The organism is Janthinobacterium agaricidamnosum NBRC 102515 = DSM 9628 (assembly GCF_000723165.1).
GTDB classification, from domain to species: domain Bacteria; phylum Pseudomonadota; class Gammaproteobacteria; order Burkholderiales; family Burkholderiaceae_D; genus Janthinobacterium; species Janthinobacterium agaricidamnosum.
In genome coordinates, this window is sequence record NZ_HG322949.1 from 5,615,597 (window position 1) to 5,630,380 (window position 14,784).

General features: G+C 58.7%; 16 protein-coding genes and 1 tRNA gene. 8 read left to right on the forward strand and 9 right to left on the reverse strand.

Annotated elements, in window-relative coordinates:
* Nucleotides 1-195: 195 nt before the first annotated feature.
* The 3 genes from GJA_RS26930 to GJA_RS24325 are packed head-to-tail and all read right to left on the reverse strand — an operon-like array spanning nt 196 to nt 1,227.
* Entirely contained in the window at nt 196-393 is a 198-nt protein-coding gene (locus tag GJA_RS26930) for a cysteine-rich CWC family protein (protein WP_081905555.1), read from the reverse strand.
* A complete protein-coding gene (locus GJA_RS24320) occupies nt 390-632 on the reverse strand; it encodes a zf-HC2 domain-containing protein (protein ID WP_038497606.1) in 243 nt (80 codons plus the stop codon). Before GJA_RS24320 ends, GJA_RS26930 begins: the two co-directional genes overlap by 4 nt.
* Before the next feature lie 22 nt (nt 633-654).
* Nucleotides 655-1,227 carry a sigma-70 family RNA polymerase sigma factor gene (locus tag GJA_RS24325; RefSeq protein ID WP_038497607.1) on the reverse strand — a complete coding sequence of 191 codons (573 nt, stop codon included), beginning with the start codon at nt 1,225-1,227 and terminating at the stop codon, nt 655-657.
* 342 nt (nt 1,228-1,569) lie between these two features.
* On the opposite strand from GJA_RS24325, the gene argB reads away from it, so the two are divergent.
* The gene (gene argB, locus GJA_RS24330; RefSeq protein WP_038497608.1) at nt 1,570-2,463 is read left to right on the forward strand and encodes an acetylglutamate kinase; all 894 of its coding nucleotides are present in this window, start codon (nt 1,570-1,572) and stop codon (nt 2,461-2,463) included.
* 40 nt (nt 2,464-2,503) lie between these two features.
* A tRNA-Thr gene (locus tag GJA_RS24335) sits at nt 2,504-2,578 on the forward strand.
* A gap of 37 nt (nt 2,579-2,615) precedes the next feature.
* Here the strand turns inward: GJA_RS24335 and GJA_RS24340 are convergent.
* Nucleotides 2,616-3,491 carry a TraB/GumN family protein gene (locus GJA_RS24340; protein ID WP_242404620.1) on the reverse strand — a complete coding sequence of 292 codons (876 nt, stop codon included), beginning with the start codon at nt 3,489-3,491 and terminating at the stop codon, nt 2,616-2,618.
* Nucleotides 3,492-3,543: 52 nt separating this feature from the next.
* Here GJA_RS24340 and GJA_RS24345 point away from each other — a divergent pair, with 52 nt between their 5' ends.
* Genes GJA_RS24345 through pabB form a run of 3 tightly spaced genes read left to right on the forward strand, consistent with a single transcriptional unit; the run spans nt 3,544 to nt 6,764 of the window.
* Nucleotides 3,544-4,314 (forward strand): pyrimidine 5'-nucleotidase, encoded by a 771-nt coding sequence (locus GJA_RS24345; RefSeq protein WP_038501002.1) that lies wholly within the window; start codon nt 3,544-3,546, stop codon nt 4,312-4,314.
* Nucleotides 4,315-4,324: 10 nt separating this feature from the next.
* Nucleotides 4,325-4,900: a nucleoid occlusion factor SlmA gene (gene slmA, locus GJA_RS24350; RefSeq protein ID WP_038497610.1), complete on the forward strand. Its 576-nt coding sequence runs from the start codon at nt 4,325-4,327 to the stop codon at nt 4,898-4,900.
* A 43-nt stretch (nt 4,901-4,943) separates the two neighbouring features.
* Nucleotides 4,944-6,764 carry an aminodeoxychorismate synthase component I gene (gene pabB / locus GJA_RS24355; RefSeq protein WP_038497611.1) on the forward strand — a complete coding sequence of 607 codons (1,821 nt, stop codon included), beginning with the start codon at nt 4,944-4,946 and terminating at the stop codon, nt 6,762-6,764.
* Nucleotides 6,765-6,770: 6 nt separating this feature from the next.
* Here pabB and GJA_RS24360 read toward each other — a convergent pair whose 3' ends face one another.
* Nucleotides 6,771-7,130 carry a DUF1428 domain-containing protein gene (locus GJA_RS24360; protein WP_038497612.1) on the reverse strand — a complete coding sequence of 120 codons (360 nt, stop codon included), beginning with the start codon at nt 7,128-7,130 and terminating at the stop codon, nt 6,771-6,773.
* Nucleotides 7,131-7,303: 173 nt separating this feature from the next.
* Nucleotides 7,304-7,909 (reverse strand): glutathione peroxidase, encoded by a 606-nt coding sequence (locus tag GJA_RS24365; RefSeq protein ID WP_038501005.1) that lies wholly within the window; start codon nt 7,907-7,909, stop codon nt 7,304-7,306.
* Between the two features lie 218 nt (nt 7,910-8,127).
* Here GJA_RS24365 and GJA_RS24370 point away from each other — a divergent pair, with 218 nt between their 5' ends.
* The 3 genes from GJA_RS24370 (at nt 8,128) to GJA_RS26935 (ending at nt 11,603) form a co-directional block, all read left to right on the forward strand.
* Nucleotides 8,128-9,225: an extracellular catalytic domain type 2 short-chain-length polyhydroxyalkanoate depolymerase gene (locus tag GJA_RS24370; protein WP_051781298.1), complete on the forward strand. Its 1,098-nt coding sequence runs from the start codon at nt 8,128-8,130 to the stop codon at nt 9,223-9,225.
* Between the two features lie 328 nt (nt 9,226-9,553).
* Nucleotides 9,554-10,981: an AAA family ATPase gene (locus GJA_RS24375; RefSeq protein WP_038497613.1), complete on the forward strand. Its 1,428-nt coding sequence runs from the start codon at nt 9,554-9,556 to the stop codon at nt 10,979-10,981.
* Nucleotides 10,968-11,603 carry a retron system putative HNH endonuclease gene (locus tag GJA_RS26935; protein WP_081905556.1) on the forward strand — a complete coding sequence of 212 codons (636 nt, stop codon included), beginning with the start codon at nt 10,968-10,970 and terminating at the stop codon, nt 11,601-11,603. The genes GJA_RS24375 and GJA_RS26935 overlap by 14 nt, the downstream gene beginning before the upstream one ends.
* Nucleotides 11,604-11,766: 163 nt before the next feature.
* Here GJA_RS26935 and GJA_RS24380 read toward each other — a convergent pair whose 3' ends face one another.
* The 3 genes from GJA_RS24380 to GJA_RS24390 form a co-directional block, all read right to left on the reverse strand.
* Complete coding sequence (locus GJA_RS24380; protein WP_038497614.1) at nt 11,767-13,221, reverse strand: NAD-dependent succinate-semialdehyde dehydrogenase; 1,455 nt, start codon at nt 13,219-13,221, stop codon at nt 11,767-11,769.
* A gap of 71 nt (nt 13,222-13,292) precedes the next feature.
* Nucleotides 13,293-14,135, reverse strand: a complete 843-nt coding sequence (locus tag GJA_RS24385) for a PPK2 family polyphosphate kinase (RefSeq protein WP_038497615.1) — start codon at nt 14,133-14,135, stop codon at nt 13,293-13,295.
* The gene (locus GJA_RS24390) at nt 14,132-14,377 is read right to left on the reverse strand and encodes a CoA-binding protein (RefSeq protein ID WP_081905678.1); all 246 of its coding nucleotides are present in this window, start codon (nt 14,375-14,377) and stop codon (nt 14,132-14,134) included. Before GJA_RS24390 ends, GJA_RS24385 begins: the two co-directional genes overlap by 4 nt.
* Between the last annotated feature and the right edge of the window lie 407 nt (nt 14,378-14,784).

Sequence of the window (14,784 nt, forward strand, 5' to 3'; positions counted from 1 at the left end):
TAAAGCGTGCTGTTCAGCAATAGGGCTGCGCAGCAGGTTTTTCGAGCTGCCCAATAAGAGCCTGTCCCAGTAGTGAGCGTCTTGTTCTGGCCGCGCATCGGGAGCGCGGACCAGGCGTGAGGAGCAAGCGTGGCGAGCCACGCGACGACGATCAACGCAGTCCCCGTTCCTGAGGGGCGCCAGAAGAGGGCGTATTCATCTACTGGGATAGGCTCTAAATAGACGCAAACAGGCGGCACACCAGCAAGCGCCTCCGAGGGTAGCGGTTGACGCGGCCGGCGGCGCGGCCAGCCGCGGCAGCGCCATGCACCAGCATTCGGCGGGGCTGGCCACATCGGCCGGCTCGACGACGCCGCAACTGAACGGCGCCCCGCAGCGGCTGCACAGGCTCATCGCGGGTCAGTATCCTTGCCTGGTTCGTGCCGAGGCGGCGCCGGCTGATCCGTCGGGAAAGTATGCATCGCGCGGCGCAGCAGCCACATCTGGCCGTTAAAACGGGTGCAGGCGCCGCACACCACCAGGTGCAGGCGCATGCGAATTTGCTCGACCACCGACAAATCGCGGTCCATGCCTTCGGATACCAGCCGGTGCACTTCGCGGCAAGTCGGCTTCAATCCATCTTTGTGTTCCATATGACTCAACTCCCATCGATGACTATCCCGGCTGGCGGTTGCCAAACCAGTTCAAGTCGAGGCACTCGCGCAATCGTATGCGTGCACGATAAAGCAGCACCCAGGCATTAGACGTCGTAATTGCCAATTCCTTACAAATTTCTTCAGTGTCCAGTTCCAGCCACTCGCGCATCATGAAAATGCGCGCGGTCTTGGCCGGCAAATTTTCCAGGCACGTTTCCAGCACCCGGAAGAAATCGCGCTGCTCCAGCGTGCGGTCCGGGTCGCCCCATTGGCGCGGCATGTCGATAGTATGCCCGTCCGCCGCGAACAGCGCATCGATCGCATCGTCTTCCGACTGGTCGTCATGGGCGTCGATTTGCCGTTCCCGCGTGGAAGCGCGCAAATTGTCGATGATCTTGAACTTCAGGATGCCGGTGACATACGTGCGCAAGCTGGATTGGCCCTGGAAACTGTCCGGCTTTTCCAGCACCGCAATCAGGGCGTCTTGCACGGCGTCTTCAGCCAGGGATTGATTGCGTAATTGCAATAGCGCGAAACGCACAAGCAATGGCCGCATTTCTTCCAGCTGGCGGTGCAAGGAATTGGGTTGCATGGAGTGTTCCTGAGTTTCAGTAAAAATATACAGAGTATCCACCAAAGCACACTCAAAATCCTGACGCACAATTCAATTAAACGTGATACTTATTTATCAATATTAATTGCTTGGCAGCCTAGCCGGCGCGGCTCTGGCGGTCGCGGAAGTGTCTGACAACGTTCCCTGACCGGGCGCGGCAACGGCGCCATGGTGGTTTTGTGGCGGACTCTAAATGATGTCCACTGAAAATACAACAAGATGGCCCTATAATGCGCCCTAAGATTTATATCTTCCCTGTAAAATCGCAGAAATCTATTTTCCGGACTCGCCATGACTCAAATTCCTAACTTGAACCTGGACATGACTGACGACTTGACCGCGGTGGCGCCGCAGATCAAGGCGCAGATTCTGGCCGAGGCCCTGCCATACATTCGTAATTTTCATGGCAAAACCATCGTCATCAAATACGGCGGCAACGCGATGATCGACGAGCGCCTGAAGCACGGCTTCGCGCGCGACGTGATCTTGCTCAAGCTGGTGGGCATGAACCCGGTGGTGGTGCATGGCGGCGGACCGCAAATCGACAATGCGCTGAAAAAGATCGGCAAACAGGGCTCCTTCGTGCAGGGCATGCGCATCACCGATGAAGAAACCATGGAAGTGGTGGAGTGGGTGCTGGGCGGCGAGGTCCAGCAAGACATCGTCATGCTGATCAACCATTACGGCGGCCAGGCCGTCGGCCTGACCGGCAAGGATGGCGGCTTGATCCGCGCGCGCAAGATGCAGATGCCGGACCGCGAACATCCGGGCGAACTGCTCGACATCGGCTTCGTCGGCCAGATCGAGGCGATCAACCCGGCGGTGGTCAAGGCGCTGCAGGACGACGCCTTCATTCCGATCATTTCGCCGATCGGCTTTGGCCAGGACGGCCAGGCGTACAACATCAACGCCGACGTCGTCGCGGGCAAGATCGCGGAAATCCTGAAAGCCGAAAAGCTGATCATGATGACCAATATCGCCGGCGTGCAGGATAAGCAGGGCAACCTGGTGACCGACTTGTCGGCCCGCGAAATCGACGAGATGTTCGCCGACGGTACGATTTCGGGCGGCATGCTGCCGAAAATCTCGTCCGCGCTGGACGCCGCCAAGTCGGGCGTGAACACGGTTCACATCATCGATGGACGAATTGAGCACTCATTATTGCTTGAAGTGTTGACCGAACAAGCTTTTGGCACTATGATCCGTTCGCACTAAAACAAACGCGGCGTTATTCACCATGCGGCGCCGCATGCATGCCCTTGTAGCTCAGTGGTAGAGCACTCCCTTGGTAAGGGAGAGGCCACGTGTTCAATCCACGTCAAGGGCACCATCGATCTTCCCCGCTCTCCCCGTATCGCCAGCCTGCTTCAATACACCCGCTCGACTTTCAGCCCGCGCTTGCGCAGCAAATCCGGCACGCTGTTGGCGCCGATCAGGTGCAGCACGCCGATCGCGGCCAGGCTGTTGTTTTCGCGCCCCAGTAATTTGGCGATGCCATCGGCCAGGCCCGGATTGCGGCCTTCCAACAACACTTGCTGCATGAATTTTCCCGAGAAGGTCTTGTCGTCGGTCGCTTCCTGCGCCACCTTGTCCAGCGCGGCCGCGTCGGCGCTGCCCCATGCCTGCGCCATCTCGCGCGCCTGGCGCACCTGGTCCTGGTCTTCCAGCCCGTCCAGCCCCTCTTCCAGGAAGCGGCACTGGTCGGCCATCGACATATTACCGAACAATCCCATCTGGCTTTCCATCGATTCCAGTTCCAGCACCGGGATCTTGCGCGCGTGCGCCTGGCGCGACAGATAGGAGTCGACCGCCAGCTCGGACTTGTAACCCTGCGCGCTGAATTCGCCGATCGCCAGCACGCTGGCCAGCAGCCACGGCTTCATCGGCGCCGCCGATTCGGGCGCGATGGCAAATTTTTTCAACAACGGCGCCAGTCGCGGCAGCAGCGCCGGGCGGCAATCGTTTTCCAGCACCTGGCCGGGGCTATCCATGCCGTACTTCACCAGGCTGCTCACCACGTTTTTCTGGTCGCCGTTCGGGTCGACTTCCAGCGCCAGCACGCTGGCGCGCTTCAACGCTTGCGTGACACGCGGCTCGAGCGGGAAAAAACCCGGCTCGCCGACGTGGATGGTGCCGAACAAATACAGCGTATGGCCGCCCTGCTCGACCTTGAACAGCGCGCCCCGGTTCGGCGCCTTGGCCGGCGGCGCGGCCGGGGCCGCCCATGCCGCAGGCAGGGCCATGCAGAATAAACTACAAAACATCACTATAATCTGGCGTCGCATGTTTTCCTTGATGGTTACTCTAAAGACTTCCGTGCCAAATTCTACCCGCTCCGATCCGGTCTGGCTGTTCGACCTCGATAACACCCTGCATAACGCATCGCACGCGATCTTCCCGGCGATCACGGCCAATATGAATACCTACATCGCGCGCGTGCTGGGCGACGGCGCGACGCCGGCCGGCGCCGACATCGTCAATGCGGTGCGCAGCGAGTACTGGCGGCGCTATGGCGCGACGCTGCTCGGCATGATGCGCCACCACCAGGTGGAGCCGGCCGACTTCCTGCACCAGACCCATTTGCTGGGCGACCTGAAAGGCATGGTGCGCGCCGAACGCGGCCTGGGTCAGTTGCTGAAACGCCTGCCGGGCCGTAAAATCCTGCTGACCAACGCGCCGCGCCGTTATTCGCGCGACGTGCTGCGCCACCTGCGCCTGCAGCGCCACTTTTCGCATCACATCGCGATCGAGGCGATGCAGGTGCACCGCCAGTTGCGCCCCAAACCTTCCCGGCTGATGTTGCGAAAATTGATGCGCAAGCAAGGTCTGCGGCCGGGCCGTTGTATTTTGGTTGAAGATACGCTGGCCAATCTGAAAACCGCAAAAGAGCTTGGTTTACATACTGCGTGGGTCACGCAATACCTGGAAATGGCCGATCCGATCGGCGCGGCGGCCTTGCCAAAAGCGTTAAATCGCCCCGCTTACGTCGATGTCAAAGTAAAATCTGTCCGGCATTTAGTCCGCCGTCTTCACTGCCTCCGGCAGGCATCCTTTTTTTCTAACTAAACGAGATAACATGGCAAGCACACCGCCGGGCCAACGCAGGCTGCAGATTCTTCAGGCCCTCGCCGCAATTCTGGAACAACCGAAAGGCGAAAAAATCACCACCGCCGCGCTGGCGGGCAAACTGGCTGTTTCCGAAGCGGCGCTGTACCGCCACTTCGCCAGCAAGGCGCAAATGTTCGAAGGGCTGATCGAGTTCATCGAGACCAGCGTGTTCGGCCTGATCAACCAGATCTCCGACAAGCACGACGACGGTGTGGCGCAAACGCGCGACATCATCGGCATGCTGCTCAATTTCGCCAGCAGCAATCCGGGCATGACCCGGGTACTGATCGGCGACGCGCTGGTCAACGAGGACGAGCGCCTGCAACTGCGCATGAACCAGTTTTACGACCGCGTCGAACTGGCGCTGAAACAGGCGCTGCGGGTGGCCGCCGCCGAAGGCCGCGGCAATGAAACCGAAGTCGGCGTGCGCGCCGGCATGCTGGTCAGCTTCGTGGTCGGACGCTGGCACCGCTACGCCAAGAGCGGCTTCAAACTGAACCCGGCGCAAGACGCCGCGCAGCAAATCGCCATGCTGCTGGGCTGACCGGAAGCAGTATCAACGAGCGCAATCGCAGGCTGTCCAAAAAATGAGCACCGACGTATTTGCCTTGCTGGACGACGCCAGCGCGGATGGCGAGGGATTGGCCAATTCGCGCCTGTACACCGGCCATGCCGGCACGCTGGTGTGCCGCGACATCCAGGCCTGGCCGCAACTGCTGGACCAGATGCAGGCGGCGCTGGAGCGCGGCCAGTTCGCGGTGACCTTGTGCAGCTACGAATTGGGCGGCCATTTGCTGGGGCTGGGCCCCCGCCACCAAAGCGCGCCGCTGGCGCAAGTACTGCTGTTCGATGCGTGCCAGTCGCTGTCGCCCGGCCAGGTGCAGGCATGGCTGTCCGCGCGCGCCGACACGCAACGGCCGGCCGGCATCGCCCGCCTGCGCGACGATATCGGCGCGGACGATTTTGCCCACGCGCTGGGCCGCATCCACGACTACATCGAAGCCGGCGACACCTACCAGGTGAACTACACCTACCGGCTGCGCTTCGACGCCTTCGGTACGCCATCGGACCTGTATGCGCGGCTGCGCCGGCGCCAGCCGGTGCCATACGGCGCGCTGGTGGCCCTGCCCGATGGCGGCGCGCTGCTGTCGCTGTCGCCGGAACTGTTCGTGCGCCACGCGCAAGGCGAATTGACGGCGCGGCCGATGAAAGGCACGGCGCCGGCCGCCCCGGCTGACCAGGCCGACGAAAACGCCCGGCGCGCCAGCGCACTGTCGCTCGATGCCAAGAACCGCGCCGAAAACCTGATGATCGTCGACTTGCTGCGCAACGATATCGGCCGCATCGCCGTCACCGGCAGCGTCAAGGTGCCGGCGCTGTTCGAGGTGCGCCGCTACAGCGGCGTGCTGCAAATGACGTCGACCGTGCAAGCCGCTTTGCGGCCAAATGCCCGCTTGCACGACATCTTCCAGGCGCTGTACCCCTGCGGTTCGATCACCGGCGCACCGAAATTGCGGGCCATGGAAATCATCGATGAACTGGAAGCCAATCCGCGCGGCATCTACACCGGCGCGATCGGCTGGTTCGATCCGCCGGCCCATGGCCACCAGGTCGGCGACTTTTGCATGTCGGTGCCGATCCGCACGCTGACCCTGCAAGCGCCGCGCGATGGCGTTCGCAGCGGCGAAATGGGCGTCGGCGCCGGCATCGTCCACGACAGCGACACGCCGGAAGAATTTGCCGAATGCCGGCTCAAGGGACGCTTCCTGACCGGCCTGGGCAACGACTTCGAACTATTTGAAACCATGCGCGGCAGCCACGATGGCGTGCAGCACCTGGAACGCCATCTGCGGCGCCTGTCGGCATCGGCCGCGTATTTCGGTTTTCCATCGGATGAGGCGGCCGCGCGCGCCTGCCTGATGGAGGCCTGCGCCGCGTTCACGCCCGGCGTCGCGCATCGCTTGCGGCTGTCGCTGGACCAGTCCGGCGCGTACGCGGTGCGCAGCGGATTGCTGGCCCCATTGGCCGAGCCGGTGCGGGCAATGCTGGCCGAGGAGGCGACCAGCGCCAGCGACCTGTTCCTGCGCCACAAGACCAGCGTGCGCACGCGCTACGACGACGCCTGGCGCGCCGCCGAGGCGCAAGGCTGCTTCGACATGCTGTTCTTTAATGAACGGGGCGAACTGACCGAGGGCGGACGTTGCAATGTCTTCATCAAGCTGGATGGCCGCTGGCTGACGCCGCCGCTGTCATGCGGCCTGCTGCCGGGCATACAGCGCGCCGTGCTGCTCGACGATCCGGCCTGGCATGCGAGCGAACGCATCATCACCCGGGCGATGCTGGATCAGGCGCAGGAAATCGTGCTGTGCAATTCCCTGCGCGGCGTGCTGCGGGTGCAATTGCTTTAAATGGGATTAAACGTCCACCAGCATAATAAAACCGCCGTAGATCATGCGCTTGCCATCGAACGGCATCGCTTCCGGCTTCATCATGTCGGCCATGCGCGGGTCTTTCATGACCTTGTCGTTGATTTCATCGCGCTGCGCGCGCGATTCATAGACGATCCACGAAAACACCACCACTTCCTCATCTTCCAGGTTGACGCTTTGCGGGAATGACGTCAGCTTGCCCGGCTTGACGTCGTCGGCCACGCATTCGCGAAATTCCAGCGCACCCAGCTCGCGCCAGATCGCGCCGCACTTGCGCGACATTTGCTGGTAAACATCGAGATTTTTTTTCGGGACGGGAACAACAAAACCATCAACATACGCCATGAGAGTCTCCTTGATAAGTCTGTGAATGACAAATCAGGCAGCTTAGGCAGGGAATCACGTTGAAACAAGCTGAACAAAAGACAAACCGACGGTCAGTTTGACCAGGCTCAGACGACTTCAATAAAACGAGACGGGAGCGGCCAGCTGAGTCGGCCGCCCCGGATTTCAATGGCTTACATCGCCAACGCTTTTTCGACGGCGCCAACCAGTTTTTTGTCGTCCGGCGTGACCTTGCTCGGGAAGCTTTCGAGGACCTTGCCGTTGCGGTCGATCAGGTATTTATGGAAGTTCCAGGCCGGGGTCTTGCCGGTGATCTTGATCAAATCGGCATACAGCGGATTCGGATGCGGGCCCGATACCACCGACTTGGCAAACATCGGAAATTTCACGCCATAGGTGTTATAGCAAAAATCGGCGATTTCCTTGCTGGTGCCCGGTTCCTGCTTGCCAAAATCGTTGGAGGGGAAGCCCAGCACGACCAGGCCCTTGCTGCCGTATTTGGCGTACATCGCTTCCAGTCCTTCGTACTGGGTGGTGAAGCCGCAATAACTGGCGGTATTCACCACCAGCACGACCTTGCCGGCGTACTGGCACAGGTTTTGCGGCGCTTCGTCTTGCAGGCGGTTGAAGGTTTGCTTCAGGATCGCCGGGCAGGCGGTCGCTTCCGTTGCGGGCGCCGCGGCGGCCCCGGCAACGGCTGGGCCGGCGGCGAATGCCGGCGCCGTGCCCAGCACGGACAGCGAGGAAAGGATGAACAGCGTGGCAAGGGTCTTGGACATGATGGCGGCCATATGGGTAAAAGGGAAAAGAAAAATCATTCTATGCCAAACGCCGCCATCACGCAGGGATATCGCGGTTTGAGCAAGCTCAGCCACACTTTTGATCAATCTCAAGACTTGGGCAGTACACGGCCAGCGCCGGGATTTTTTGTTTAAGCTCGATTTTCGATCAAAAACCCCGCGCCGCAGGTGCCCTATTCCCCCAGGAGGCCCATACCATGCATACACTTCCGTTGAAAACCGCTTGTTTCATCGTGCTCGGCCAGATTGCGCTGGCCAGCCACGCCGCCAATCCGGCCGCGCTGCCCGCCTACCAGGCCGACATCAGCCAGACCTCGGTGTCCGGCCTGTCGTCGGGGGCCTTCATGGCGGCGCAATTCGCGGTGGCCTATTCCGGCACCGTGATCGGCGCCGGCATCGTCGCCGGCGGCCCGTTTTACTGCGCCGGCGCACCCAGCATCGGCTACTACACGCCCTACCTGATCAACGCCATGACCACTTGCATGGACCCGGCGTCGAAAAACTTGCCGCCGCCGGTGCCCAGCGTGTTGTGGAGCGCCGCGCAAAACTTCGAGCGCAGCGGCGACATCGATCCGACCAGCAATATCAAACAGCAAAAAGTGTATATCTTCAGCGGCAGCAAGGATGAAACCGTGATCACCCAGGTGGTCAACCAGACCAAGGCGTTTTACCAGCTGGCCGGCACGCCGGACAGCCAGATCCGCTACGTCACCAATGTCGCCGCCGGCCACGCCATCCTCACCGACAGCAGCCAGGACAAGGCGTGCGCGGTGACCAAGTCGCCCTACATCAACGATTGCGACTTCGTGCAGGCGCGCGACATCCTGCAGCAGATCTATGCGCCGCTCAATCCGCCGGCCACCAAGTTGAGCGGCAAGATCATCGCCTTCAACCAGAGCAGCTTCGTGCGCAGCACGCTGTCGAGCATGAGCCACACCGCCTACGCGTATATCCCGCAAGCGTGCAACAGCCAAAGCTGCAAGGTCCATGTGGCGTTCCACGGCTGCCAGCAAGGCGCGGAAACCATCGGCGACCATTTTTACGCCCGCACCGGTTATAACCAAGTGGCCGATACCAACAACATCATCGTGCTGTATCCGCAAGCAAACCCCAGCCCTTACGTTCCGTACAATCCGAATGGCTGCTGGGATTTCTGGGGCTACACCAGCGCCAATGCGCTGATGCCGAACTTTTACACCAAGACCAGCGTGCAAATGGCGGCGGTCAAGGCCATGCTCGACCGCCTGGCCGCGCCGCGCGGTTCGAAGCTGGCGGTGGCCAACTTGCCGCAGTGATTGAGGATGCTATAACATAACGAAGCGGCCTGACACAGGCCGCTTCTGACATATGATCATGCATCAAGGAAGCGTATAGACCTTGAACAATCAAAAAAATGGACTTTGTGGAAGGAACGTAAGATAGATGATGTGGACGTTTTCACGCCGAAGGTTTCTTATTTGTCCGCGAGAAAAACTACGTCTACTTGTCAGCTGCTCGTTACCTGAATGATAAAATCCACCTTCGGTTCAACAAGCGTACAGAACAGGTAAGGCACCGCGTGGAAGTTGCCTACCAGCAAGTGATGCTCTCATTTTCCGTTGCTGCGACTTAAAGAAAGACACCATGCAACTCAAGCAACTTAGCCTCTCTAACTTGGGCCGTTTTAAAACGCTAGACCTGTCACTGGCCCCAACCAATTCAGTTCCATCCAATGTAACGATCCTCATTGGACAGAATGGAGGTGGTAAAACCACCATCTTGAAGGCTTTGGCGACATCACTCAGTTGGCTGGGAGCTCGCATTCGTAGCGACAAAGGCAGCGGTAATCCTATTTCGGAAGAAGCCATCCTGAACGGAGCTTCATCGGCAGCGATCACACTTTCCTTATCCGACCAGGAAGAGTTCAATTGGGTAGTGGCCAAAAGTCGGTCGGGTAGGAAAGGAGAGCATGCATCACAACTTATTGACGTTTCCCGTCTTTCAGACAAGTATCGAAGCTTACTTTCTGTCAACGAAAAGACTAGCCTGCCCTTGATCGCTTTTTATCCCGTAGAGCGTTCTGTACTGGATATTCCGCTCAAAATTAAGGGAAAACACTCTTTTTCTCAGCTGGATGGCTACGAAAATTCATTGAACCAAGGAGTGGATTTCCGACGCTTCTTCGAGTGGTTCCGCGACAGAGAAGATATGGAAAACGAAGTTGGCAAGGAGAACGCCCTATCGGAATTGCTCATTAACGAACCTGAACGGATCACTGGAATTTTTGATCTCATAGACGGATCGCAGGAACGCTTGGACAAGCTCGAATTTTCCGATTGGAAAGGGCTAAAAAAAGAGTTTAAAATATTAAATGATGTTTTGAGAATTGTGAAAGAAGTTGAGGAATTATCCAAAGATCCTCAATTGACAGCGGTCCGTAATGCCATCACCAGTTTCATGCCGGACTTTAGCGATCTGAAGGTACGTCGCAAACCCAGACTGCATATGTCGATTGATAAATCTGGCGAAACACTCAATGTCGCACAATTATCTCAGGGTGAAAAATCGCTCATGGCTTTGGTGGGTGATATTGCACGTCGATTAGCAATGTTAAATCCGGAAATGGAAAACCCGCTGCACGGTGACGGAGTGGTGTTAATTGATGAAGTTGACATGCATTTGCATCCACAATGGGCGCGCACGATCATCGAGCGTCTGACGAGCACGTTCCCGAACTGCCAGTTTGTTCTCACCACGCATTCTCCCTTGGTAATCAGTGACTGCAAAGACATCCTTGTTTACGCACTGAACGATGGAGATTTAACACACGTTCCCTCGCAATACGGACAAGACGCGAATACCGTCCTCCTGGATGTCATGAATACCCATATCCGCAACGCAACCGTCACGAAACGGCTCAATGACTTGTTGGACCTCATTCAAGATGGAAAATTGGATGAAGCAAAAGCTTTGATGGCTCAGATGGAAACGGAATTACCGTCTCAAAATCTTGAACTGGCCAAAGCCAGATTATTACTGCGCAAGGAGGTCATACGACGTGCGGCGAATTGACAAGGGAAAAGAATGTATCGAGCTCACACACTGGAAAAGAAAAAATCCCAACGGCCGTTATATTCAAATTGATGATCCAACCAGACGCGCCATACGGCAATCCCTGCTGGATGAGCAACACGGATTATGTGCATTTTGTTGCCAACAGCTTCCGAGTATTGATGAATGTCACAACGAACATTTACAGGCACAGGCAACTCATAATACCAAGACTCTTGATCATGATAATCTGGTAGCCAGTTGCAATACCAAGAAGCAATGTGGTGATGCCCATGGCTCGCAATCATTACCGTTGACGCCACTGATGCACGAGTGTGAAACTGAATTACATTTCAAGTTAAGTGGCCGGGTGGAGGGTAGTACAGACCGTGCCAAGGAAGCTATTCGCGTATTAAATCTGGGAGACTCCGAGGATAAAAACAAAGCTCTGATTTCCAGACGAAAACAGCTATGTGATGCATTGATGTGGAATCATTATGGTAATAATTTTGAAAATTTACAGCCAGAAGACGACGAAGTTATCGAATTACTCATCAATGAAATATCACAACCTGAAAATGGATACCTTGAGCCATTTTCGCCTGTCTTAGTCAGCATGCTGCGTAAGCAGTTGAGAACATAAAACTTCCCGCCGACACGGTTATAATGTATTTAACCACCCCGACCTTTTTGGAACCTTTTTTTGCGGATTTTTCTAAAAACCTATCTCAGTAAGGAATGCGTCGTTTTCTGAGATAGGCACTGAAAGAACGTCAAGCAAGCCGTAACTGCAAGTATTCCCGTATTTAAATCCCGCCCATGCAGATGTACTTGATGACCAGATAATCGTCGATGCCGTACTTCGACCCTTCGCGCCCGAGGCCGGATTGCTTGACTCCGCCGAACGGCGCGATTTCATTGGAAATCAAGCCGGTATTGACGCCGACCATGCCGGTTTCCAGGCCTTCCGCGACGCGCCAGATGCGGCCGATATCGCGCGAATAAAAATACGAGGCCAGGCCGAATTCGGTGTCGTTGGCCAGCGCGACCACTTCCTCGTCGGTCTGGAAGCGGAACAGCGCCGCCAGCGGGCCGAAGATTTCTTCGGTCGCCACGCGCATGTCGTGCGTCATGTCGGCGATCACGGTCGGCTCGAAAAAGCTGTGGCCCAGCGCGTGGCGCTTGCCGCCGGCCAGCAGGCGGCCGCCCTTGGCCAGCGCGTCGGCCACATAGGACTCGACTTTTTGCACCGCCTTGTCGTCGATCAGCGGACCTTGGGTGGTGCCCGCCTCGGCGCCATTGCCAACCTTCAGCGTGGCGACCGCGGCCACCAGTTTTTCGGCGAACGCCTGGTACACGCCGTCTTGCACATAGATGCGGTTGGCGCAAATGCAGGTCTGGCCGACATTGCGGTATTTCGACGCCATCACGCCTTCGATGGCGGCGTCCAGGTCGGCGTCGTCGAACACGATGAAGGCCGCGTTGCCGCCCAGTTCCAGCGACAGTTTCTTGACGGTCGGCGCGGATTGCTGCATCAGCAAACGCCCGACCTGGGTCGAACCGGTGAAGCTTAATTTACGCACGATCGGATTGCCGGTCATTTCGGCGCCGATGTCCTTCGGCGCCCCCGTGACGATGCTGAATACGCCGGCCGGCACGCCGGCGCGCTCGGCCAGCACAGCCAGCGCCAGCGCCGAGAACGGCGTCGCTTCGGCCGGTTTCAACACCATCGGGCATCCCGCGGCCAGCGCCGGGCCGACCTTGCGGGTGATCATCGCGGACGGAAAATTCCACGGCGTGATCGCGGCGCACACACCGATCGGCTCCTTGGCGACGACGATGCGGCGGTCCGGCCACGGCGATTGCAGCGTGTCGCCGGCAATCCGCTTGGCTTCCTCGGCGAACCATTCGATGAAGGCGGAACCGAACTGGATTTCACCCTTGGCTTCGGCCAGCGGCTTGCCCTGTTCGGTGGTCATGATCAGCGCCAGGTCGTCGCTGTTTTCAACGATCAGCTCATACCAGCGGCGCAGCACGGCGCCGCGCTCCTTGGCGGTTTTCTTGCGCCAGGCCGGCCAGGCGGCGTTGGCCGCCTCGATCGCCCGGCGGGTTTCGGCGGCGCCCATCAGCGGCACGCTGCCGATGATGTCGCCGCTGGCGGGATTGCTCACGTCAAACGTCTGGCCACTGTCGGCGTCAACCCAGGCGCCGTTCAGGTAAGCCTGCTGGCGCAGCAAGGAAGCATCTTTCAATTGCAGCATGTATATCTCCGGTCTGTTTGCATATCGACGGGGGATACTATGCCACAGCCCGGCCTTTGCTGCAGTCTGCGTCAACTGACTTTAAAAGACGACAATTTCGGGTCCGGCGGCGGGTAATCGAGCTTCAGCGCCTGCAAGGTTTCAAGCAGTAGCGACGCGACCACCAGGTTGCGCTGGGTCTTCGAGTTGGACGGCACCACGTACCACGGCGCGTGGTCTGCATCGGTTTCGGCGATCGCCGCTTCATACGCGCGCTGGTAGCCGTCCCACAGCTTGCGCTGGGCGATGTCGTTCGGATCGAATTTCCACTGCCGATTCGGATCGTCGAGCCGCTCCTGCAAGCGGCCGCGCTGTTCATCCTTCGAGATATGCAGGAAGACCTTGACGATGATGGTGCCGGTTTCGCTCAGCATGCGCTCGAAATCGCGGATATGGCCATAGCGGCGCTGGCATTCCTTCCTGTCGATCAAGTTTTGCACCCGCGTGATCAGCACGTCTTCGTAATGGCTGCGGTTGAAGATCGCGATCTCGCCCTTGACCGGCACATGCTGGTGCACCCGCCACAGGTAATCGTGGGCCAGCTCGATATCGGTCGGTCCCTTGAACGCCACCGCGCGGATGCCCATCGGATTGATATGGCTGAACATCGCCTTCACCGTGCCATCCTTGCCGGACGTATCCATGCCCTGCAAGACCAGCAGCACTTTTTGGCGGCGCTGCGCGTACAGCATGTCCTGGCATGCGGCGATCTGCGCCGTCAGCGCGGCGATTTCCTCGCGGTCCAGCGCCTTGCACTGGGCCTTGGTCAATTTCTTGTTGGCGGCCTTGGTGGCGGCGCCCAGCAAGATCGCACCGGCCTGTTCGTCGCTCAGCCTGAGCTGCCTGGCGGCGCGGAATCTGTCGCGTACTTTCATGCTGCCTCCAGCCTGGCGTGCTCGATTTTAAGGCAATGGTCCATCACTACATCGAGCCCGGCGGCGGCCAGCGTGGCGTAACAGCGCTGGCCGAGAATATCCCGGCCGGCATACGAGGGATTGACGGGGAGGATACGGTAGCCGTGGGCCAGCAGGTAGGCGGCCACCTGGTGGCCGGCCACCGCGATGATGCGGCTTGCGGCGAGAAGATCGACGATAGTGCGATGGGCGATAGTGCTCATGATGACGACCATGGAAACGTGCGACGGTGCGCTTGCAGCGTAGCAGATTATGGCAGGCAGGCGGCGCCGCTTATCCAGGCGCCGGGTATTTTTACAGCGCCGCGCGCAAATCGGCCAGCAAATCGTCCTGGTCTTCGATGCCCGCGTGCAGCCGCAGCGGCTATTAACGGGCTTGAACAGCTTGAGGCGGCTGGCCAAGCGTTCTAAGAGCCTATCCCAGTAGATGAATACGTCCCCTGCTGGCGCCCCTCAGCAGCGGGGACTGCGTTGATCGTCGTCGCGTGGCCCGCCACGCTTCCTCCTCACGCCTGGTCCGCGCTGCTGATGCGCTGCCAGCAGAAGACGCTCACTACTGGGATAGGCTCTAAGAACCAGGTTTTTCAAGGCGCTAAGCATTTGATTTCATT

What these genes read in the sequence shown, in the direction of transcription:
- GJA_RS26930 (WP_081905555.1), bottom strand. Translation starts at nt 393, where the DNA reads ATGAGCCTGTGCAGCCGCTGCGGGGCGCCGTTCAGTTGCGGCGTCGTC.
- GJA_RS24320 (WP_038497606.1), bottom strand. Translation starts at nt 632, where the DNA reads ATGGAACACAAAGATGGATTGAAGCCGACTTGCCGCGAAGTGCACCGG.
- GJA_RS24325 (WP_038497607.1), bottom strand. Translation starts at nt 1,227, where the DNA reads ATGCAACCCAATTCCTTGCACCGCCAGCTGGAAGAAATGCGGCCATTG.
- argB (WP_038497608.1), top strand. Translation starts at nt 1,570, where the DNA reads ATGACTGACGACTTGACCGCGGTGGCGCCGCAGATCAAGGCGCAGATT.
- GJA_RS24340 (WP_242404620.1), bottom strand. Translation starts at nt 3,491, where the DNA reads ATGGCCCTGCCTGCGGCATGGGCGGCCCCGGCCGCGCCGCCGGCCAAG.
- GJA_RS24345 (WP_038501002.1), top strand. Translation starts at nt 3,544, where the DNA reads ATGGTTACTCTAAAGACTTCCGTGCCAAATTCTACCCGCTCCGATCCG.
- slmA (WP_038497610.1), top strand. Translation starts at nt 4,325, where the DNA reads ATGGCAAGCACACCGCCGGGCCAACGCAGGCTGCAGATTCTTCAGGCC.
- pabB (WP_038497611.1), top strand. Translation starts at nt 4,944, where the DNA reads ATGAGCACCGACGTATTTGCCTTGCTGGACGACGCCAGCGCGGATGGC.
- GJA_RS24360 (WP_038497612.1), bottom strand. Translation starts at nt 7,130, where the DNA reads ATGGCGTATGTTGATGGTTTTGTTGTTCCCGTCCCGAAAAAAAATCTC.
- GJA_RS24365 (WP_038501005.1), bottom strand. Translation starts at nt 7,909, where the DNA reads ATGTCCAAGACCCTTGCCACGCTGTTCATCCTTTCCTCGCTGTCCGTG.
- GJA_RS24370 (WP_051781298.1), top strand. Translation starts at nt 8,128, where the DNA reads ATGCATACACTTCCGTTGAAAACCGCTTGTTTCATCGTGCTCGGCCAG.
- GJA_RS24375 (WP_038497613.1), top strand. Translation starts at nt 9,554, where the DNA reads ATGCAACTCAAGCAACTTAGCCTCTCTAACTTGGGCCGTTTTAAAACG.
- GJA_RS24380 (WP_038497614.1), bottom strand. Translation starts at nt 13,221, where the DNA reads ATGCTGCAATTGAAAGATGCTTCCTTGCTGCGCCAGCAGGCTTACCTG.
- GJA_RS24385 (WP_038497615.1), bottom strand. Translation starts at nt 14,135, where the DNA reads ATGAAAGTACGCGACAGATTCCGCGCCGCCAGGCAGCTCAGGCTGAGC.
- GJA_RS24390 (WP_081905678.1), bottom strand. Translation starts at nt 14,377, where the DNA reads ATGAGCACTATCGCCCATCGCACTATCGTCGATCTTCTCGCCGCAAGC.